This is a genomic window from Acinetobacter sp. 1424608, assembly GCF_000588255.1.
Lineage (GTDB): Bacteria > Pseudomonadota > Gammaproteobacteria > Pseudomonadales > Moraxellaceae > Acinetobacter > Acinetobacter nosocomialis.
This window is the reverse complement of record NZ_JFXL01000012.1, coordinates 94,589-115,748: the sequence shown is the minus strand read 5'-3', so window position 1 is coordinate 115,748 and position 21,160 is coordinate 94,589. Positions and strand designations below refer to the sequence as shown.

Annotated in this window: 22 protein-coding genes and 2 pseudogenes; 6 read left to right on the top strand and 18 right to left on the bottom strand. The window is 39.1% G+C overall.

Translation table 11 applies throughout. The features are described from left to right. Window positions 1-13: 13 nt before the first annotated feature. On the bottom strand, window positions 14-1,534 hold the full coding sequence (ppx, locus tag J678_RS16465) for an exopolyphosphatase (RefSeq protein ID WP_002054555.1): 1,521 nt from the start codon (window positions 1,532-1,534) through the stop codon (window positions 14-16). A 279-nt stretch (window positions 1,535-1,813) separates the two neighbouring features. On the opposite strand from ppx, the gene trxA reads away from it, so the two are divergent. Together trxA and rho are read left to right on the top strand one after the other, a co-directional pair. Then, window positions 1,814-2,140, top strand: a complete 327-nt coding sequence (gene trxA, locus J678_RS16460; protein WP_002054512.1) for a thioredoxin — start codon at window positions 1,814-1,816, stop codon at window positions 2,138-2,140. A gap of 319 nt (window positions 2,141-2,459) precedes the next feature. Then, a complete protein-coding gene (gene rho / locus J678_RS16455; RefSeq protein WP_001054522.1) occupies window positions 2,460-3,728 on the top strand; it encodes a transcription termination factor Rho in 1,269 nt (422 codons plus the stop codon). 184 nt (window positions 3,729-3,912) lie between these two features. Here rho and J678_RS23200 read toward each other — a convergent pair whose 3' ends face one another. After that, a complete protein-coding gene (locus J678_RS23200; RefSeq protein ID WP_017393480.1) occupies window positions 3,913-4,047 on the bottom strand; it encodes a hypothetical protein in 135 nt (44 codons plus the stop codon). A 93-nt stretch (window positions 4,048-4,140) separates the two neighbouring features. On the opposite strand from J678_RS23200, the gene J678_RS16450 reads away from it, so the two are divergent. Further along, window positions 4,141-4,404 carry a hypothetical protein gene (locus tag J678_RS16450; RefSeq protein ID WP_004710540.1) on the top strand — a complete coding sequence of 88 codons (264 nt, stop codon included), beginning with the start codon at window positions 4,141-4,143 and terminating at the stop codon, window positions 4,402-4,404. Between the two features lie 167 nt (window positions 4,405-4,571). Here the strand turns inward: J678_RS16450 and J678_RS16445 are convergent, their stop codons facing one another. The 3 genes from J678_RS16445 to pheS are packed head-to-tail and all read right to left on the bottom strand — an operon-like array spanning window position 4,572 to window position 8,259. Continuing rightward, a complete protein-coding gene (locus J678_RS16445) occupies window positions 4,572-4,868 on the bottom strand; it encodes an integration host factor subunit alpha (protein ID WP_000126166.1) in 297 nt (98 codons plus the stop codon). Beyond that, the gene (gene pheT / locus J678_RS16440; protein WP_017393481.1) at window positions 4,865-7,246 is read right to left on the bottom strand and encodes a phenylalanine--tRNA ligase subunit beta; all 2,382 of its coding nucleotides are present in this window, start codon (window positions 7,244-7,246) and stop codon (window positions 4,865-4,867) included. The genes J678_RS16445 and pheT overlap by 4 nt, the downstream gene beginning before the upstream one ends. A gap of 32 nt (window positions 7,247-7,278) precedes the next feature. After that, window positions 7,279-8,259 (bottom strand): phenylalanine--tRNA ligase subunit alpha, encoded by a 981-nt coding sequence (gene pheS, locus J678_RS16435; RefSeq protein ID WP_002054514.1) that lies wholly within the window; start codon window positions 8,257-8,259, stop codon window positions 7,279-7,281. A 157-nt stretch (window positions 8,260-8,416) separates the two neighbouring features. Between pheS and J678_RS16430 the strand changes: the two genes are divergently transcribed. Beyond that, window positions 8,417-9,418, top strand: coding sequence for a hypothetical protein (locus J678_RS16430; protein WP_017393482.1), 1,002 nt, complete (start codon window positions 8,417-8,419; stop codon window positions 9,416-9,418). Between the two features lie 6 nt (window positions 9,419-9,424). Here J678_RS16430 and J678_RS16425 read toward each other — a convergent pair whose 3' ends face one another. From J678_RS16425 to J678_RS23885, 5 genes and pseudogenes are all read right to left on the bottom strand, one after another. Continuing rightward, a complete protein-coding gene (locus tag J678_RS16425; protein ID WP_004710546.1) occupies window positions 9,425-9,928 on the bottom strand; it encodes a GNAT family N-acetyltransferase in 504 nt (167 codons plus the stop codon). 60 nt (window positions 9,929-9,988) lie between these two features. After that, window positions 9,989-10,544, bottom strand: a pseudogene (locus J678_RS16420) (NADAR family protein). Between the two features lie 91 nt (window positions 10,545-10,635). Beyond that, the gene (gene rplT, locus J678_RS16415) at window positions 10,636-10,995 is read right to left on the bottom strand and encodes a 50S ribosomal protein L20 (RefSeq protein ID WP_000124858.1); all 360 of its coding nucleotides are present in this window, start codon (window positions 10,993-10,995) and stop codon (window positions 10,636-10,638) included. A gap of 11 nt (window positions 10,996-11,006) precedes the next feature. Further along, window positions 11,007-11,201 carry a 50S ribosomal protein L35 gene (rpmI, locus tag J678_RS16410; RefSeq protein WP_002054552.1) on the bottom strand — a complete coding sequence of 65 codons (195 nt, stop codon included), beginning with the start codon at window positions 11,199-11,201 and terminating at the stop codon, window positions 11,007-11,009. 11 nt (window positions 11,202-11,212) lie between these two features. Then, window positions 11,213-11,320 (bottom strand): annotated as a pseudogene (locus tag J678_RS23885) (hypothetical protein); the annotation flags it as partial. 129 nt (window positions 11,321-11,449) lie between these two features. On the opposite strand from J678_RS23885, the gene nreB reads away from it, so the two are divergent. Then, window positions 11,450-12,700: a nickel resistance MFS transporter NreB gene (nreB, locus tag J678_RS16405; protein ID WP_017393484.1), complete on the top strand. Its 1,251-nt coding sequence runs from the start codon at window positions 11,450-11,452 to the stop codon at window positions 12,698-12,700. Between the two features lie 40 nt (window positions 12,701-12,740). Here the strand turns inward: nreB and J678_RS16400 are convergent, their stop codons facing one another. The 4 genes from J678_RS16400 to thrS form a co-directional block, all read right to left on the bottom strand. Continuing rightward, window positions 12,741-13,169, bottom strand: coding sequence for a YqaA family protein (locus J678_RS16400; RefSeq protein WP_017393485.1), 429 nt, complete (start codon window positions 13,167-13,169; stop codon window positions 12,741-12,743). A gap of 54 nt (window positions 13,170-13,223) precedes the next feature. Continuing rightward, entirely contained in the window at window positions 13,224-13,844 is a 621-nt protein-coding gene (locus tag J678_RS16395; RefSeq protein ID WP_017393486.1) for a glutathione S-transferase N-terminal domain-containing protein, read from the bottom strand. A gap of 205 nt (window positions 13,845-14,049) precedes the next feature. Next, window positions 14,050-14,601, bottom strand: a complete 552-nt coding sequence (gene infC, locus J678_RS16390) for a translation initiation factor IF-3 (protein WP_079377112.1) — start codon at window positions 14,599-14,601, stop codon at window positions 14,050-14,052. Between the two features lie 5 nt (window positions 14,602-14,606). Next, on the bottom strand, window positions 14,607-16,529 hold the full coding sequence (gene thrS / locus J678_RS16385) for a threonine--tRNA ligase (RefSeq protein WP_017393487.1): 1,923 nt from the start codon (window positions 16,527-16,529) through the stop codon (window positions 14,607-14,609). Between the two features lie 412 nt (window positions 16,530-16,941). Here thrS and J678_RS16380 point away from each other — a divergent pair, with 412 nt between their 5' ends. Beyond that, window positions 16,942-18,570 (top strand): acyl-CoA synthetase, encoded by a 1,629-nt coding sequence (locus J678_RS16380; RefSeq protein WP_017393488.1) that lies wholly within the window; start codon window positions 16,942-16,944, stop codon window positions 18,568-18,570. 60 nt (window positions 18,571-18,630) lie between these two features. Here J678_RS16380 and yjgA read toward each other — a convergent pair whose 3' ends face one another. Genes yjgA through panC form a run of 4 tightly spaced genes read right to left on the bottom strand, consistent with a single transcriptional unit; the run spans window position 18,631 to window position 21,158 of the window. After that, complete coding sequence (yjgA, locus tag J678_RS16375; protein WP_004710561.1) at window positions 18,631-19,167, bottom strand: ribosome biogenesis factor YjgA; 537 nt, start codon at window positions 19,165-19,167, stop codon at window positions 18,631-18,633. 2 nt (window positions 19,168-19,169) lie between these two features. After that, entirely contained in the window at window positions 19,170-19,439 is a 270-nt protein-coding gene (locus tag J678_RS16370) for an HPr family phosphocarrier protein (protein WP_000567533.1), read from the bottom strand. Continuing rightward, the gene (gene rapZ / locus J678_RS16365) at window positions 19,436-20,287 is read right to left on the bottom strand and encodes an RNase adapter RapZ (RefSeq protein WP_002054547.1); all 852 of its coding nucleotides are present in this window, start codon (window positions 20,285-20,287) and stop codon (window positions 19,436-19,438) included. The genes J678_RS16370 and rapZ overlap by 4 nt, the downstream gene beginning before the upstream one ends. Before the next feature lie 22 nt (window positions 20,288-20,309). Continuing rightward, window positions 20,310-21,158 (bottom strand): pantoate--beta-alanine ligase, encoded by an 849-nt coding sequence (panC, locus tag J678_RS16360; protein ID WP_017393489.1) that lies wholly within the window; start codon window positions 21,156-21,158, stop codon window positions 20,310-20,312. Window positions 21,159-21,160: the final 2 nt, after the last annotated feature.

The following is a 21,160-nucleotide window of genomic DNA, read 5'->3' as shown; positions in this document are numbered from 1 at the left end:
GAATATTATCCCTTTAATCGATAAATTTTTCCGACTGAATATTCAATTCAATGTCCCAATGCTTAAACTGCTCTTGCTCATCATGCAAGTCGGCAACTAACAATGGCCATTGTTTGGCATCACCAGAAACACTAAGCTGCCATTGTTGATCATTTATGATGGTCAATTCAATGGCAGGAAGCATCTGATCACTGCGACTATGGTTGAGTAAAACTGCAAGGCGAAGTAATAAACTTAGGTAGAGTAATTTATTACCGCCCGCCTTTAAAACTTCATTTTTTACATCATTACGTAATTTACGACGATGATGAGCAACTAAATGTGAAAGATGGTTTTGATCAATTTGTGAGAAACCAGGAATATCAGAATGCTGTAATAAATAAGCACCATGACGATGATAACCACCATGACTAATTGCTAAACCAATTTCATGCAAATATGCTGCACGGCGCAGTAAGTCACTGTCTTCACTGGTTAAATTCAGAGATTCTGCTACCCCATCAAATAAGTGTTGAGCTGTATTTACAACTCGTTCTGCTTGTTTCGGATCAGCGTTATAACGTCCCATTAGGGCTTGCACACTACGATCTCGGATATCTTCATGCTTAAAACGACCTAAAAGGTCATACATGACTCCTTCACGTAATGCACCATCAGAATATGCCAAATGTTCAATTTCTAATACTTCAAAAACTGCGTACAAAATTGCCAACCCGGCTGGCAAAACTGCTCGTCGATCTTCTCTAAGTCCTTCAAAATCAATTTCAGAAATATTTTTGAACTTGAGCAACTTATCTTTAAGTTTATAGAGGCCTTCACGAGTAACATTTTCTTGCTCGTCACTTAACCCCATATTTACCATAATTTGACGGCAGGCTTTAATTGTACCGCTAGAACCAACAACAGTATCCCAACCTTCCATCTTATAAGTTGTTGCGATCGCTGAAAGTTCTTTGCGCGCAGCAACCACTGCCTTATCAAAAGCTTTTTGGGTAATTTCACCATCAGCAAAGTAGGCTTTAGTATATGCTACACACCCCATCTGTAATGATTCGGTATAAATCGGCTCGAATTCTTCGCCAATAATAAACTCAGTAGACCCACCACCGATGTCAACAACTAAGCGGCGTCCACCATTTGCCATCGTGTGAGATACACCAAGATAAATCAGTCGTGCTTCTTCACGGCCTGCAATAATTTCAATAGGTTTAGGTAAAATTTCAGCAGCTTTTTGAATAAACTCATGGCCATTTTTAGCCTGACGCAAAGCATTCGTTGCCACAATTCTTAAACGATTAGGTTGAACCGACCCCAAACGCCCGACAAAACGAGCCAAACATGCCAAGCCACGTTGCTGTGCAGCTTCTGTTAAGTTTTTATTTTCATCAAGACCAGCTGCAAGCTGTACTTTTTCTGACATTGAAGCCACTTTTTTAACTTCACCGTGATCTACCCGTGCAATGGCAAGGTGAAAACTGTTCGACCCCATATCTATGGCAGCAAGTAATTCTTCATCAATCAGAAAGTCAGACATTATTGAACTAAACCCATAACAATTCACGCCTAGAGTAATTCACAAGAATGCAATTGAAAAGCCATTTTCATCAACAATTAATAGCCATCGATAATTTTCGATTTGTTAAACGATTGTAAAAGCCGATGGTGAATATCGTGAGCATCCATTAGACAAATTTAATTAAGCCTTGAATAATAGCATCAAACCCTTACATTGAACTAAGTAGCTATGTAATACTGATAGAGATTATATCCTCCTATAGTGATAGCACTTTTTTCTAAAAATTGGAGCCGTACCATGTCTGCGACTATTGTAAATACAACTGATGATAACTTCCAAGCAGATGTTCTAGATGCAGAAACACCTGTACTTGTTGACTTCTGGGCAGGTTGGTGTGCACCTTGTAAAGCGATTGCACCTGTTCTTGAAGATTTATCAAGTGAATATGCTGGTAAAGTAAAAATCGTTAAAGTTGACGTGACTTCTTGTGAAGATACTGCAGTGAAATACAATATCCGTAATATTCCTGCTTTATTACTTTTCAAAAATGGTGAAGTAGTAGCGCAGCAAATCGGTGCTGTACCTCGTTCTAAACTCGTTAGCTTCATTGACGAAAACGTTTAAGTCCGAACGTTACAGATGAAATACGCTATATCTCTATAGCGTATTTTTTTCGGCTATAAATTGACAAATTAGCTGATCTCACTTATATTGCATGCTCAAGAGGCACTGAAGGGAATCGTCTTCTGTCCGGCTTCTTACAAGACACAAACATAAAGATCGCCACTCGGCAACAGAAATTGTTTTTTCACATTTCTCTTCGAAACAGTTAATTAGACTTCTGAATTGTTATTGTGTAAATACAATTGCGATACTCTTTTTTGTATGCGAGCGATTTTTCTTCTTTTAAACCACACTCTATTCTTTCCTAATTCTGACCCCTATGAACTTAACTGAACTCAAGAAAAAACCAATCGGCGAACTAATTAAAATTGCTGAATTTATGGGCCTTGAAGGTATGGCTCGTAACCGAAAGCAAGATATTATCTTTGCCATCTTGAAACGCCATGCAATGAATGGTGAAGAAATTTTTGGTGACGGCGTTCTTGAAATTCTCTCTGATGGTTTTGGTTTTTTGCGCTCTGCCGCAGGTTCGTATTTAGCTGGTCCGGATGATATTTATGTGAGCCCCTCACAAATCCGACGCTTTAACTTGCGTACAGGTGATACCATCACAGGTACTATTCGCCCTCCGAAAGAAGGTGAGCGTTATTTTGCGTTGCTCAAAGTTAACCAGATTAACTATGACACGCCAGAAAATTCTCGAAATAAAATTTTATTTGAAAACTTAACTCCCCTTTTCCCAACCGAACAATTGGTTATGGAACTTGGTAATGGTACAACAGAAGACTTAACTGCTCGTGTTGTCGACTTAGTTGCGCCAATTGGTAAAGGACAACGTTCTATTATTGTTGCACCGCCAAAAGCGGGTAAAACAATGTTACTTCAAAACATTGCACAATCTATTGTGAGAAACAATCCGGAAGTGTTCCTTATTGTTTTACTTATTGATGAGCGTCCAGAAGAAGTAACTGAAATGGAACGTACCGTACGCGGTGAAGTCGTTGCCTCAACATTTGATGAAGCACCAGCACGTCACGTACAAGTAGCTGAAATGGTCATTGAAAAAGCAAAACGTCTTGTTGAACATAAAAAAGATGTTGTGATTTTACTTGACTCTATCACACGTTTAGCTCGCGCATATAACACGGTAATTCCTTCATCAGGCAAGGTATTGACCGGTGGTGTAGATGCACATGCATTAGAACGTCCAAAACGTTTCTTCGGTGCTGCTCGTAACATCGAAGAAGGCGGTTCTTTAACAATCATCTCTACTGCTCTTATTGAAACTGGCAGTAAAATGGACGATGTAATTTACGAAGAATTCAAAGGTACTGGTAACCAAGAAATTACGCTTGATCGCCGTATTGCTGAGAAACGAGTCTTCCCTGCCATGAATATTAAGAAGTCAGGTACACGTCGTGAAGAACGTTTAATGGATGAAGATAAATTACGTAAAGTCTGGATCCTCCGTAAACTTCTTCATCCTATGGATGAGTTGGCTGCTATGGAATTCTTACTTGACCGTATGAAAGAAACCAAAACAAATGATGATTTCTTTGATCAGATGAAACGTAAAGCTTCCACTTAATCATTATGTTGTTTTCCAAAAAGCTACTCTCATGAGTAGCTTTTTTATTTGGTTGACATGCTTTACACAAAAATACATTTTGTTAAACCTTATGTAAGGATATATTTAAGCTTTTGAAAACAAATATTTTTAATATAAAAAAATTATGTTTTTTAGTAGCTTACTTATACCTTTTCCAATATATCTAATCTAATTGATTGTTTTTTTCTGTTAAAAAACAGGCTGTTTTTTCAATTTTTCTGCGCTTTTTTGACAGGTGACAGTAGTATTTCAACATTTGCAGTGATAGCATAGCGGCAGACCAGTTAGACTGCTCCATGCGTTGTTACCTAGCTACGTTTAGGAATAATAAAAGCAAAACAGCCTAACTTAGGTTTTTTTAATCTCAAATTTTTTTTGTGAGAGTGATGCCATGTTATTCAAAAAATTCGCTGTTGCTGCTGCTGTTGCCGCTACTTTAGCTTTCGTTGGTTGTTCTAAGAAAGAAGAAGCTCCAGCTGCTGCTGCTGCTTCTGAAGCTGTAGCTGCTGCTTCTGAAGCTACTGCTGCTGCTTCTGAAGCTGCTGTTGCTGTTGACGCTGCTGCTTCTGAAACTGCTGCTGCTGCTTCTGACGTTGCTGCTTCTGCTTCTGACGCTGCTGCTTCTGCTGACGCTGCTGCTTCTGCTGCACACTAATCTAGAATCTAGATTAGATAAAAAGAGGACGTTATGTCCTCTTTTTTTATGCTTAAATTTTATGATTTAAACAAATATATATTCGATATATGATTTAAATGAATTTTATCGCTCCATAAAATATATTAATTCTAAAGCTATAAAAAATTATAAATAAAAAAAGCAGATCAATCGATCTGCTCATTTCCAACGCGTTGTCTAAATTTCTGACCTGCTCTAAAGGTCACTACACGACGGGCAGAAATCGGAATTTCTTCGCCAGTTTTAGGATTACGTCCCGGACGCTCGCGTTTATCTCTAAGCTCGAAATTACCAAAACCAGAAAGCTTAACCTGCTCACCCGCGATAAGCGCTTGGCTAATTTCGTCAAAGAACAACTCGACCATTTGTTTTGCTTCACGGCGATTTAAGCTGGTTAACTCACTTAAATGATCAGCCATGTCTGCTTTAGTTAGTGCTGTCATGAGGCCCTCAATGTCGCTTGATAAGTGTTTTCCAACACTTGGATTATATTGTCCATACCAGATTTAATTTCAGCATCTTCAAGCGTACGTGAAGGATGTTGCCATAATAGTGCAAACGCTAATGAACGTTTACCTTCTTCGACACCCTGCCCCGTATACACATCGAATAACCAAGTAGAGTCTAAAAGCTCTCCACCAGTTTTTTCGATTAACTGCTGAATATCTCTAACATTTATATTATCAGAGATTAAAAGCGCAATATCACGTCTAACCGAAGGAAAACGTGATAATTCTGTAAAATTAGATACATAAGATTGCAAAACTGCTGCCTGATCAAGCTCAGCAACCCAAGTTGTGCTCAAATCGAGCTCATTTTCTAAAGATGGGTGCAAACGACCTAGGTAACCAATTGATTTACCATCAACTAAAATTTCAGCAGACTGTCCTGGATGTAACCATGAACGCTCTGAACGTACATATTCAACTTTGACACGTCCAGCAGCTAAAACTTCCTCTACTTCACCTTTAAAATCGAAGAAGTCCATTGGTTGTGGCTTAGCATGCCATGATTCTGGTTCACGAGAACCTACAGCAATTAAAGCTAATGTCGGGATTTGCCTTAAGTCTTGAATAGAATTGGCATCTTGATAATCAAAACGTAAGCCAAGCTCAAAGAAACGTACACGGCTTTGCTGACGATTTAAATTATATTGCACACAAGGAATTAAACTAGAAAGCAAAGTGCTACGCATTGCTGCCAAATCACTTGAAATTGGATTTGCTAGCATAAGTGGATTGACTTGCGGGTTTAACTGCTTTTCAAGTTTTGCATCAGCAAAGCTAAAGCTGATTGCTTCTTGGTAACCTAAAGTAACTACTGTTTGGCGTAGCTGTGCAATTTCAAAACGATCTTGGTACTTAACAAGCTGAACATCCATGCTTGGTAAGCTGATCTGAATATTGTCATATCCATCAATACGAGCAACTTCTTCAATCAAATCTTGATAAATTGCCATATCATAACGATGTGATGGTGGAACTACGCTCCATTCGCCATCAGCTTTAACAGTTACTTCACAACCTAGTCGAGTTAAAGCATCTGTAATAAATTCAGCAGCAACTTGATATCCCAATAATTGGTCTACCTGAGCTTGCTTAAGTTCGATCGCTTCACGTTTAGGAAGTAAATCAGATTTTTCAGCTATAGTAATTGGACCAAACTCACCACCTGCCAACTCTTGAATAAGCTGGGAAGCACGGTTCATCGCAATCAAAGGTAATTCGAAATCTACACCGCGTTCATAACGTTGCGAAGAGTCTGTGTGTAAACCAAAACGACGAGCACGCCCGGCAATCGCAAGCGGAGCAAAGAATGCACTTTCTAAGAAAATGTCTGTCGTATCATCAGTTACACTTGACGCTAGACCACCCATAATACCGGCAATTGCTAAAGCTTTCTGGTCATCAGCAATAACCATCACATCTTCTTGCAATTCAACTTCTTGATCATTCAAAAGTTGCAACTTTTCTTGCGGCTTAGCTTGGCGAACTTCTACAGTACCTTCGATTTTAGCCAAATCAAAACCATGCATTGGCTGGCCTAATTCCATTAGAACGTAGTTCGTTACATCAACTAAAATACTGTGTGTACGAATTCCTGAACGTGCTAAAGCTTGTTCCATCCATTCAGGAGTAGCAGCTTTCACATTGACATTTTTAATGACACGTCCTAAATAGCGTGGAGCACCCTCTGTACTGATAACAACCTTTTTCTCATCAGTGATTGTCGCATCAACCGATTTAATTTCAGGTTCATTCATTTGCAGTTGGTTAATCACTGCAATTTCACGTGCGATACCACGGATACTGAAACAGTCACCACGGTTTGGCGTAATACTAATATCGATGACGTTATCATCAAGTTTTAAGTATCCACGGATGTTTACCCCTACTGGAGCATCGGCAGGTAGCTCAAGCAAACCATCGATTTTATCTTCAAGATCAATTTCAGAAGCGCCGCACAGCATACCTTGTGACTCGACACCACGAAGCTTACCTTTTTTGATTTTAAAATCGCCTGGTAATACTGCGCCAATAGTTGCTACAGGTGCTTTCATTCCAGCACGAACGTTAGGAGCACCACATACAATTTGCAGAGGCTCACCTGAACCAATATTCACTGTTGTTACACGTAGACGGTCTGCATCTGGATGCTGTTCAACTGTTAGAACTTCACCAACTACAACTCCGGTAAATGGCTTAGCAACAGGCGCTAGTTCATCTACCTCAAGACCAAGCATAGTCAACTGATCAGATAATGTATCACTATCAATTGCAGGGTTAACCCATGTGCGTAACCAATTTTCGCTAATCTTCATCTTTATAAACCTTATTTAATCCTGAAAAAATGTTAGGCAAATTGGCGCAAGAAACGCACGTCATTTTGATAGAACATACGCAAGTCATTAATGCCATAACGCAACATTGCAAAACGTTCTACCCCTAAACCAAAAGCAAAGCCTTTGTATTTATCAGGATCAATACCCGCAGCACGCAATACATTTGGATGCACCATGCCACAGCCTAATACTTCTAACCAACGTCCACGCTCATCCATGATATCTACTTCTGCACTAGGCTCTGTAAATGGGAAATATGATGGGCGGAAACGTACTTTTAAATCTTTCTCAAAAAACTCATTAAGTAGGTTAATTAATAAACCTTTTAATTCAGCAAAGCTGGTGTTCTCAGCAACGTACAAACCTTCGATTTGATGGAACATTGGCGAATGCGTTTGGTCTGAGTCACAGCGGTATACACGGCCCGGACATACAATACGAATTGGCGGCTGACTTGTTTCCATGGTACGAATTTGCACACCAGAGGTATGCGTACGCAACAAATGGTTTGCATCAAAATAGAAAGTATCGTGCATGGCACGTGCAGGGTGATGCCCAGGAATATTTAATGCTTCAAAGTTATGATAGTCATCTTCAACTTCTGGCCCTGTTGCAACCGTAAAACCAGCTTTAGTAAAGAATTGGCAAATACGTTCTTGCACTTGAGTAACAGGATGAACTGTACCAATACGCTGTCCACGACCTGGCAAAGTAATATCAATGGTCTCATTTGCTAGTTTTTGTGCTAGCGCAGCTTGTTGTAATGCCGTTTGACGCTCAGTTAAAGCACTATTAATCGTTTCTCGAACAGCATGAATCGCAGCACCTTGTACTTTACGTTCTTCAGGGTCCATTTTCCCTAATGCTTTCGATTGTTCTGCAAGCTGGCTTTTTTTCCCTGTAAATTGCACACGCACCTGATCAAGTGCAACAAGGTCTTGAGCTGCTGCAATGGCAGCAAGCGCTTCTGTGGTCAGGGCTTCCAGTGACATATTAACTCTCAAAGCAACAAATTTAAAAATATAATAAAACACTGCATTCTAACAGTTTTTCACCGTATTGATGAAGTTTATCCATCATGAAAAATGTATTAGGCAACAAAAAGATAAAACGTATAAAATAATAGCATCGTCAATGAGATCAATTATTATGGCGCTCAATCAGATTTGGAAACAACAACTTACACTTGTGACCTACGGTAATGAATACCTTCGCCAGAATTTAAGCTTCAACCAATGGCGACAACATCATATTTTTGACCAGCATAGTTTTCAATTTCGTGACTTAATTTCACAGCATTTACTTGCTCAACATTTCCAAGTTTGGTTAGAAGCACTCAAAAAACAAGGGACAACTCAAATCTCTCTTCACCTATCTACTATTTTAAATGAAGAGCAAAACCCGAATAGTAATGTCGAGCTTTTACCTTATGCTCATTTTATTGTAAGCCACCAAAACAATAAAAAAATCGCATGGATTTTTGGTCATGAGCTTGCAGAGTGGTACAGTAGCGATAACGAATTTGAACCACCTTTAAATCAGCGTAGCGATTTACGCTTAGAAACTTTCTGGCGTTTTGAGTTGAATGAAAAATTATCTAAGAAAGTTGAAGCTGACTTAAAGGCACCTCAGTGGGATGAAATTGCTGACTTTATGGAAACCGAGTTATTTCGGAATAAGTATGCAGCAGGTTTTGAAGAACCCGAATTTCAGAAAAAAAATTTTGATGGATCAACTCATCAAATTTCGATAGATCATCAACCAACACTTGCACTTATACCTGAAAACTACCCAGCAGATTGTGCGCATCAACTCCTCTATCGCACCCAAGCTTTATCCGAATATTTAGAGCAGAAAAAACGCAGCGCAAATGATCCTTTAGGGGAAGACCTAGACCAAGAACAAATTATTAACTTAAGAAACTTTACCCACAAAACTGATGATCTATTTGCAAAGCTCATTGTGAAAGCAGCCAATCATTATCAAACTGCACAATTAAAACCAGTTGAAAAACCTTCTCCTTTTGATGCAACGAATGAAGCCGCAACTCATTTAAAAGCACCTCATCATAAAGCTGGAGGAACAGGTGTAATTAAGCTTATTGTACTAACGGTAATTATTTGTGCCTTAGCTTATTATTTTGGTCTTTAATCAAGATTAAAGTTTCCATTGATAAAGTAACTCTGTTATTCCGAGGCCGAACTCTGGTAGTTCGGCTTCATTAATTAACTGTGCTCCCATTTTTTCATAGAAGAAACGGCTCGGATTTTTATTAAAGACTTCTAAACGAATAAAAGCATAACCTTGATTTAAAGCGCATTGATAGAACTTTTGGAATAATTCACGACCTATACCTTGTTTTTGAACTTCTTTTAAAAGATAAAAAGCAAGAATTTCAGCAATATTGCTTTCTGGGTTTAAATAACCATCAAGAAAGCCTTTCACTACCCCATTTTCAGTATAGATAAATAACTTATGATCAGGACTTCTGCTTATCTCTTTCCATAACTGTTCTTTATCTAGTACGTTAAGCTCATCTAATATTTCTTGCTTAACCATACCGGCATAGGTTTCTTTCCAACCTTGCACATGTACTTCTGCAATAGATAATGCATCGTTAAATGATGCTATACGAATATCTGAATTATTTAATGACTTCAATTTGTTCCCCTCACCTTACTACTTTTTTTAAAGTGAAGCATTGGTTGATCTCACACCAACCTATTCAGTTAAAAGCCGCTCTCGAACATACATTAAAGCAAACCCCAACAAATTTAGACCTTGCCATAGAGATGGATCTTGGACATGTGGATGGTCTTGCGCCATACCAATACCCCAAATTTTATCGACAGGAGATGCTTCAACCAAAATACGGTCTTTCGTTGCTAATAAGAATTTTTTCAATTCAGAATACTGTGAGAATTTAGCAAAATTCGCCTGCACCACTATGTCAAAACGATTTTCTTGCCATATTTGTTCATCATAGTTACGCACTTTACGACCGAGTTGCTTCGCTTCATTCGGATGTTTAACCTGCAAAATCCGTGCAAAAATTTCTTCATCATTAAATAATTTTGCTTTTTGCGCCATCATATAGTGTTCAGCAGTAAAGTACTCAACACCGTCAATTCTAAATTGCGCAGGAAACCACTGGCTAAAACAGCTTTTATCGACAAGATTAGCTTGTTTAGGAGTATGTCCCCAAAAATACAAATATTTGAATTGGTAACCTTGCTGTACTTTTTGAATTAAGTCATTTAAATTTTTCGTCTTTCATCATTTATCTCTGATTATTTTCTCTTTTTAAAATAAAACCACTAAAAATAAAAAAGACCGCTAAAAAGCGGCCTCTTTTTGAATCTCTAAGCTTATGCAGCTAATGCACCTTTAGCTTTTTCAGCTAAAGCAGCAAATGCTACTGCATCATGCATAGCGATGTCAGCTAATACGCGACGGTCGATGATCACTTGAGCTTTTTTCAAGCCATCGATCATACGGCTGTAAGACAAACCGTTTTGACGAGCACCAGCATTGATACGCGCAATCCATAGAGCACGGAATTGACGTTTCTTTTGACGGCGGTCACGGTAAGCGTATTGACCAGCTTTGATTACCGCTTGGAACGCTACGCGGTAAACGCGTGAACGAGCACCATAGTAACCTTTAGCGCGAGCAAGAATTTTTTTGTGACGACGATGAGCCACTACACCACGTTTTACACGAGCCATTTATAATCTCCTTAGATGTATGGGCACATACGACGAACTGAATTCATGTCAGAAACATGAACCATTACACAGCCGCGTAATTGACGGATACGTTTAGCAGATTTTTTGGTCAAGATGTGGCGCTTGAACGCTTGTTTACGCTTAAAACCGTTTGCAGTCGCTTTGAAGCGTTTAGCTGCACCACGGCGAGTTTTTAACTTAGCCATAGTAACCTCTTTTAGGCACCTGTTCGGCGCGATTGCACCATTGCAAAATCGACCTGCAGGTAAGGAAGCGCGTATTTTATAGTATGCTGACTAAAATTAAAACTACTCGTAGTGCTTTTTTAGATGAATGTCTTAACAAATTAAAAATTTATATCGTTTTTTTAGAGATTGGTCACTGTTAATAAATTCAACATTATGGCTTATTTAGCTCTATAATATGTTCAAATTATCAACATACGATATTTCAAATGCAGAAACATGATGCATTCGCTGCACTGCGCTATAGAGATTTCTCTATTGTTACCATTAATCAATTTTGCTTAACGTTAGCAATTTTGATTCAAGAAATTATTGTTGCTTATTCACTTTATCAAATTACCAAAGATCCTCTAACTTTAGGTTTAATTGGACTAGCAGAAGCCATTCCATTTATTGCTCTATCGCTTTGGGGTGGCTATTTTGCTGATAAATTTAATAAACAGGTCATTATGAAAATCTGTTTATTTTTCTCGGTACCTCTACCTTTAGTTTTGTGGTTGTTGTTTCATTTGCATGGTTTAGGTCATATCAGTGTAAATTTCCTTTCTTGGGGTATTTACGCAGTCATCTTTGGCTTAGGTACGATACGTGGGTTTTATAATCCCTCTGCCACCTCATTGAAACCGTTCTTAATTCCACGCGAGCTTTATGCTAATGGTGCAACATGGACAACGATTGGTTGGCAAAGTGGCGTGATTATTGGGCCTATGCTAGGCGGTTTTATGCTTGCTTACTTAGGCAGAGAAACCAGTCTTTTTAGTGTTGCTGCCCTACTCAGCATCTGTTTTATTCTTATTAATTTATTACAAAAACGAAGCTTTCCTAAAATTGAAACTGCGAATGTATTAGAAAGCTTAGGTGATGGTTTCCGCTTTATTTGGAAAACCAAAATCGTTCTCTGGGCTATTTCTTTAGACTTAGCCTCCGTTTTATTTGGAGGTGTGATTGCCTTACTGCCGATCTTTGCTGAAGATATTTTAAAAGTAGGGCCAGAAGGCTTAGGTTATTTGCGTGCAGCGCCTTCTATTGGTGCACTCATTACCATGATTGCTTTGACCCGTTTTCCGCCAACTCAGCACGCATGGCGTAACATGCTACTTGCAGTTGCCGGATTTGGTGTATTTACGATCCTTTTCGCTTTCTCAAACAATATGTGGTTATCCCTATTTGCCCTGGCAATGACGGGCGCTTGCGACAGTATTTCTGTGGTAGTTAGGCAAACAATTTTGCAAATTTTCCCGCCAGAAAATATGCGTGGTCGGGTAGCGGCTGTAAATGGCATGTTTGTGTCATCTAGTAATGAGCTGGGTGCATTTGAATCAGGCTTGGCTGCTAAATATTTGGGAACTATTGCAGCGACTATTTTTGGTGGTTGTATGACGCTTGCAGTGGTCACATTCTGTTGGTTAAAAACCAATGACCTATTTAAAGTCGACATTACCAAAAGCTCGGAAGGCTAAATAAATAGTTTTAATATAAGCATCTTCGGATGCTTGTATTTTAAATAAAGTTTGTAATTACCCAATAAATGAAAATATAACGCCCAGCCTTAGCAATAAGAACCATAAATAAGAAACGCCAAAAATTTTCTTTGAATAAGCCCGCAACTAAAGTAATAGGGTCACCAATCACAGGTGTCCAACTTAAAAGCAGCGAATAAAAACCATATTTATGATAAAAACGTTGAGCTTGCTCTAAACGTTTTTCGGAAACCGGGAACCACTTTTTATGTTTAAACTGTTCTATTTTTAAACCTAACCACCAGTTCACACATGAACCGAGTACGTTTCCAAAAGTAGCAATCGAAATGAGAAGAAAAGCAGAATATTCACTTTTTAATAATAAAGCAGCGAGTACAGCCTCTGATTGTAATGGTAATAATGTAGCCGCGCCAAAAGCACTCAAAAAAAGTAAAAAGTAACTTAGCATATTAAATTAAAACCAAATCACCTTTCACTTTATTCATTGTACTATTACACAAAATTAAACGACTTTAATTGATAAAGCTTTTTGTACAGCAGGACGTGCTGTTAGGCGGACAATGTATTCTTGTACATAAGGATAGTCCTCCAATTGAATCCCCTGCCATTCATATCGCAAAATCCAAGGCAGAATTGCCATATCAGCAATTGAGTATTCCCCTGCAACAAACTTCTGACCAATAAGCTGTTTGTTTAACACACCATATAAACGCTTAGTCTCATTTACGTAGCGGTCTATAGCATAAGGAATTTTCTCTGCTGCAAAGCGGTTAAAGTGATGATTTTGTCCCAACATAGGACCTAAACCACCCATTTGCCACATAAGCCATTGTTCCACTTCAACCCGCTCTTGTTCATCTGTTGGATAAAACAATCCGGTTTTTCGACCTAAATATTGTAAGATCGCGCCTGATTCAAATACTGAAATTGGCTCACCACGTGGACCGTCCTGATCAACAATTGCGGGGATTTTATTATTCGGGGAAATTTTCAGGAAATCTGGTTGAAATTGATCATTTTCTAAAATATTAATTGGATAAAGGGTATAATCCAGTCCCATTTCTTCTAAGGCAATTGTGATTTTATGTCCATTGGGTGTTCCCCAATAATATAGATCAATCATTCTATTTTCCTATTCATCGTTATCATGACTGCGTCTTGCGTTATATCATGTTTTGGCTAATACAATGATATGTCCAACACCAAAAAACACATAAAATTTGAGAATAACTTTGGTTTAAAAAGTTATTAAATCGCACTTTAAAGGAATTAAATCAAGAAATGACGGGCATAAAAAAGCACTGCGTTTGCAGTGCTTTTTTTGAGTATTACTTTTTCTTTTTCGGTCCAAGTAACATACCCATTTGTCGACCTTCCATTTTCGGAGCTTGCTCTACAATACCAAACTCAGCTACGTCTGCTTCAATCTTTTGCAATTGAGCTAAACCAAGTTGTTGGTGAGCCATTTCACGACCACGGAAACGTAAAGTGATTTTGACTTTGTTACCTTCTTCAAGGAACTTCAAAATAGCACGAAGCTTAACTTGATAATCACCTACATCAGTTGCTGGGCGTAGTTTGATTTCCTTCACTTGCACTTGATGCTGTTTTTTCTTGGCATCTTTTTGCTTCTGTTTCAGGTCAAACAAGTGCTTGTTGTAATCCATGATTTTACAAACAGGCGGCTCAGCGTTTGCGACAATCTCAACAAGGTCAAGATCTGCATCCTCAGCAGCACGCAGTGCTTCATTTAATGAAACAATTCCTTTTTGCTCACCATCAGCAGCGACGAGGCGTACTTCTTTTGCACGGATCTCATCGTTAATTGCTGGACGGTTACTCTTTGCACCTTGTTGTTGGTTACGGTCAGGCTGTTTAATCTTTCTTACTCCACAATATACCGGCCACGTTCGGCGACGGCAGATTTCACTAAGTCAATGAAAGCATCCACTGACATAGTACCTAAATTTTTTCCTGAGCGAGTACGTACATTCACTGTACCTTCTTCAACTTCTCGATCACCAAGAACTAACAGGTAAGGAATGCGCTCTAGAGTACGCTCACGAATCTTAAATCCGATTTTTTCATTTCTCAAGTCAGAAATAGCGCGAAGGCCATTTTCCTTGAGTTTTGCCACAACTTGCTCACTTGCTTCAGCTTGAGCATCGGTAATGTTCATGACACATGCTTGTACAGGTGACAACCAAGGTGGCATGAAACCAGCGTAGTGTTCAATTAGTATACCAATAAAACGCTCAAAACTACCAAGAATTGCACGATGCAACATTACAGGCTGATCACGCTCGTTTTCTTCAGTTACATAAGAAGCGTCTAAACGAACTGGCAAGTTGAAGTCACATTGAATGGTACCACATTGCCATACACGACCAAGACAGTCTTTTAAAGAGAACTCAATCTTTGGACCATAGAATGCGCCTTCACCCGGCTGCAATTCCCATTTAAGACCAGCTGCATCCAAAGCATCTGCTAAAGATTTTTCAGCTAAATCCCAAAGAGCGTCATCACCTACACGTTTTTCTGGGCGAGTAGACAACTTCATTTGAACTTCTTCAAAGCCAAAGTCTTTATAAACGTCTAAAGTAAGTTGAATAAAGTCTGCAACTTCTTTACCGATCTGTTCTTTAGTACAGAAGATATGTGCATCATCTTGTGTAAAGCCACGAACACGCATAATACCGTGTAAAGAACCAGATGGTTCATTACGGTGACAAGAACCAAACTCAGCTAAACGAATTGGTAAATCACGGTAAGATTTTAATCCTTGGTTGAACACTTGAACGTGACAAGGACAGTTCATTGGTTTTACAGCATAGTTACGACTTTCTGAATGAGTCGTAAACATGTTTTCTGCATAGTTTGCTGCGTGACCAGATTTCTCCCAAAGCGTAAAGTCTACGATTTGCGGAGTTTTAATTTCTTGGTAACCATTGTCTTGCTGAACTTTACGCATGTACTGCTCTAGTACCTGATAAATAGTCCAACCATTTGCATGCCAGAACACCATACCCGGTGCTTCTTCTTGCATATGGAACAAGTCTAATGCTTTACCAATTTTACGGTGGTCACGCTTTTCAGCTTCTTCAATACGCTTGATGTAAGCTGCTAATTGTTTTTTATCAGCCCAAGCCGTACCGTAAATACGTTGAAGCTGTTCATTCTTCGCATCACCGCGCCAGTAAGCACCAGAGATTTTAGTAAGCTTGAATGATTTTAAGAATTTTGTGTTCGGTACGTGCGGACCACGACACATATCTAAATAGTCTTGATGGTAGTACAAGCCCATTTGAGTTTCTTCAGGCATGTCTGCAATCAAGCGTAATTTGTATTCTTCACCACGAGCAGTAAATTCAGCAATAACTTCATCACGTGGAGTCATTTTTTTAACAACATCGTAATCTTGATCGATGAGCTTTTTCATGCGCTCTTCGATTGCTGCCATATCATCTAATGTAAAAGGACGTGGCATCCAGATGTCGTAATAGAAACCTTCTTCAATGACCGGACCAATCACCATCTTTGCTTCAGGGAAAAGTTGCTTTACTGCATGCCCTACAAGGTGTGCACAAGAGTGGCGAATGATCTCAAGACCATCTTCATCTTTTGGAGTGATAATTTGTAAGGTCGAGTCTTCGGTAATTAAGTCACATGCATCAACTAAGCGATCATTTACTCGTCCAGCAACGGTATTTTTTGCTAAACCAGGCCCAATACTTTGAGCGACTTCCATAACAGATACAGGGTGATCAAAACTCTTTTGATCGCCATTTGGCAATGTGATAATTGGCATAGAAAAATCCTTAAGGAGTGATGCCCTATACGAAGGAGCATTTCACCGCGAGATTATGATCGAGGCAAGCCTCAAAATATAAAAACGGTGTAAATCAAAATTAAAAAACCTGAAAGATTTTACACTTGTTCAAGCCAAGTGAAAACCTTTGTACTCATAAAATCATAAATACATTTTGCTTATACGGTAAACAGCAATAAGTGACTTTAATAAGTGCTCTACCTAAATTTTAAGAAATACATAAATAGGATAATTATTCATCAGAACTGTTTTAAGATGTTGAAAATAGCATTTGTGCTCATTTCCTGACTGAGGGGTATTTCTGTTTAAGACTAAAGCATTAATGCTTTGATTAATATTAAGTCATATTTTCAAAGAATGAATTAAAAAATAGAACATGGAGTTATTTCACATGGTTAGTGCATACGATGAATTACCACGCACACCCGCAAACTTTGTTGCGTTATCCCCTCTGCGCTATTTAGAACGTGCAGCTTATATCTATCCAGACCAAGCGTCTATCATTCATGGTAATCGTCAGATTTCATGGAAAGAAACTTATCAGCGCTGCCGTCAATTTGCATCTCAGCTTCAACAATTAGGCATAACTAAAAACGATACCGTTTCAGTTTTATTGCCAAATGTACCAGCAATGATTGAAGCCCATTTTGCTGTCCCTATGGCAGGGGCCGTTCTTAATACACTAAACACCCGTTTAGATGCTAAAACCATCGCTTTTATGCTAGAACATGCTGAGACGAAAGTGCTTTTGGTTGACCCCGAGTTTGTTAATTTAGCCCGAGAAGCCCTATCACTCATTCCAAACCAACATATCATTGTAATTGATGTAGCTGATGAAGAATATGAAGGTGAAAATCAATTTCTTGGTTCGTTTGAATATGAAGAATGGATAGCTCAAGGCGATGCTAATTTCGAATGGCATTTACCGCAAGATGAGTGGGATGCAATTAGTTTAAATTACACATCAGGAACAACGGGTAATCCTAAAGGAGTGGTTTATCACCACCGAGGTGCTTATTTAAATGCAGCTAGTAATATTTTAGCTTGCGGTATGAAACCTCGAGCTGTTTATTTATGGACACTTCCTCTTTTTCACTGCAATGGTTGGTGCTTTGCGTGGAGTATTGCAGCAAGTGGCGGAACCAATATTTGTTTACGCAAAGTTGACCCCGAACTGGTGATGCAGCTTATTGCTAAACATAAAGTTGATTACTTCTGTGGCGCTCCAATCGTCTTATCCATGATTATTAATCTACCGAAAGAAAAGCAGCCAATCATAGAACATCATGTTGAAGTTATGGTGGCAGGTGCTGCTCCACCTGTCGCTGTAATTGAAGGTATGCGAAATATTGGAATCAATGTCAACCACGTCTATGGATTAACCGAAACCTATGGACCATCTGCCCTTTGTGCCTCTCAAGCAGGATGGAGTGACCTATCAATTACTGAACAAGCGCAACTACACTCTCGTCAGGGTGTGCCTTATCCACTTCAAGATAGTATGCGAGTACTAGACCCTGAAACGATGCAACCAGTTCCAAATGACGGTGAAACCATGGGAGAAATTATGTTCCGTGGCAATATTGTTATGAAAGGATATTTAAAAAATCCAAAGGCAACCGAAGAAGCTTTTGCAGGTGGCTGGTTTCATACTGGAGATTTAGCTGTTTGCCATCCAGATGGTTACGCAAAAATTACTGACCGCTCTAAAGATATTATTATCTCGGGCGGAGAGAATATTTCATCTTTAGAAGTTGAAGATGTTTTATATAAACACCCTGCGGTTTTAACAGCGGCTGTTGTGGCAAAACCTGATGAACGTTGGCAAGAAGTACCATGTGCATTTATTGAATTAAAAACGGGTGCTACAGTGACTCCTGAAGAAATTATTGCACATTGTCAAAAAGAACTGGCGCGTTTTAAAGTCCCCAAAGATGTAGTGATTACAGAAATTCCAAAAACCTCAACAGGCAAATTGCAAAAATTCATTTTGCGTGAATGGGCAAAAGAACGCGTTTAAACAATATAAGAAATAAAAAAAGCGACGTATTAAACGTCGCTTTTTTTAGTTAAAACGAAATTAACCTTGATCTGACAATAAAGCGACTTGTTGCACGTAGTTAATAAACTTACCTTTAGATGCTTCAAGATCTGCTTCTGGAACTTGCTGAGTCTTATCACGGTTAATCCTTAACACATGCTGACGCAAAGTATGACGTTCTGATGCATTATAGATTTTACTAAACTCGTTAATTGCAGGATCACCTTGCTCGATCATACGATCTACCCAACGCATAAGTTGAGCTTGTTTTTTCGCGCCTTGTTGAGGAGTCAAATAAGATAAAATGACTGTCTCATCTTCATTACGCAAGAGTTTACCAACACGTTGAAATTGGCGACGGCGTGCTTCAAACGAACTAATATTCTGGACTTCTAAAAGAGCATCAATTAAACGCTCATCAACCGGAAGTTTTTGAATTTGTTTGATAGAAAGTTGTGCTAACTGCTCACCTAAAGCAGCCATACGTTGAACTGCTTTTTTCTGTTCGGTTTTACTTGCACGTCCTTCTAAAGAATCAAAATCTTCTTCAGTATAACGCTGGGGACGACGTGCCACGATTAATCTGCCTCATAAAATTTTGCGGCGAATAACGCCTGTACTTCATTTAATGCCTGTTCTTCGTCAGTGCCATCAATGACCAAACGTAAAGTGGTCCCTTTTCCTGCACCTAACATCAGTAACGACATAATATTCTTTGCATCTACTAAATGATCGCCCTTACCAATTTGAATTGACGAACGAAACTTTGTAGTGACCTCTATCAGTTTTCCTGATGCACGTGCATGTAAACCGAGTTTATTAATTACATCAACAGTTGTGTCTATCATGACCAGTGCTTCATTTCTCTGTGTAAGACCTGAACAGACCATTCTGCCTCAAGTGCTTGTTTTAGTCTATCTACCATATAAACTGAACGATGCTGGCCGCCAGTGCAACCTATTGAAACCGTCATATAATGACGATGCCCTTCAGCAAATGCCGGCAGCCATTTTCTTAAGAAGTGGTGTATATCCTCAAACATTTCGTTTGCTTGCGGACTTGCTTCTAAAAACTGCTTAACTGGCTCGTCTAAACCAGAAAAGCGGCGTAATTCTAAATCCCAATGCGGATTTGGTAAATGCCGTACGTCAAAAACATAGTCGGCATCTAAAGGAATGCCATGTTTATAACCAAATGACTGCAATATAACAATCAGATTATCTGACTGCCCTAATTTTGACAGCAAGATATGTTTTAAATCATGAACACTTTTATCAGTGGTATCAATATGAACCGTTGCTCGGAACTGAATTGGAATCAGTAACTGCTTTTCTTCATGAATACATTGCAAAAGGCTTTTGAAGCGATTCGCCAACGGATGTGGACGACGCGACGCACTAAATCGTGCAATCAAATCCTGATCTTGTGTCGTCAGATAAATCACATCAACCGTACCATGTTTTTGTAATTGCTCAAAAACATGGTCGAACTCTTGCATATCAGCCCGAGTACTTCGGACATCTACACCTAAAGCCAGCTGTTCAAGATTATTTTCATGATCTAGCTTTGCCACAATTTCAGGCAGCAATGCCAAAGGTAAATTATCAATACAGTAATAGCCCAAATCTTCTAATACTTGAAGAGCTGAAGATTTTCCTGAACCAGACTGTCCTGTCACGATAAGTATACGCTTCATGGCATGGCTGTCCTTTTATGTATTATTGAGGTGTAAAGGCAACTTGTAAATTATCAATTAAACGTGTTCCGCCCAACTTAGCCGCGACAAACAACACAATATCACGATCAAATTGAGACACAGCCAACAAGTTTGGCTGACGAGCTTCCACATAATCCAAAACAAAACCATTGTCTGTCAACAACGTTTTTAAATCTGCCAAGACTTGTTGTAAATCTTTACCTTGGTGTAATTGCTCTTCAGCTTGCTTTAGTCCTTGATAGATGACTGGCGCAATCTGACGTTGTTCCGGAGTCAAATAACCATTTCTTGAACTCAGTGCTAAACCATCTGCTGCACGAACAATGGGTACACCAATCACTTCTAATGGAATATTTAAGTCTTGTACAAACTGGCGAATCACCGCCAACTGTTGATAATCTTTTTGACCAAAAAAAGCATAATTCGGTTGCACAATATTAAAGAGTTTTGTGACAACCAGCGCTACACCGTCAAAGTGCCCAGGACGTGAACTACCGCATAAGTCATCTGTAATCTGGCTGACACTAATATTAGTTAAACGAGGTTGTGTACCGTACATTTGCTCAACTGAAGGCGCAAAAATAATATCACAACCAACATCAGCAAGTAGACGACTGTCCTGCTCTAAAGTACGTGGATAGTTATCAAAATCTTCCCCCGGACCAAATTGGGTCGGGTTTACGAAGATACTCACAACTACAACGTCACATAACTTTTTCGCTTCACGAACAAGGGTGAGATGGCCTTCATGTAGATTTCCCATAGTTGGGACAAAACCAATGATTTTACGTGCAGCTCTAGCAGGATTTAAAGAAGCAGCTAAGCCTTGTATAGTGGTTTCTGTTTTCATGA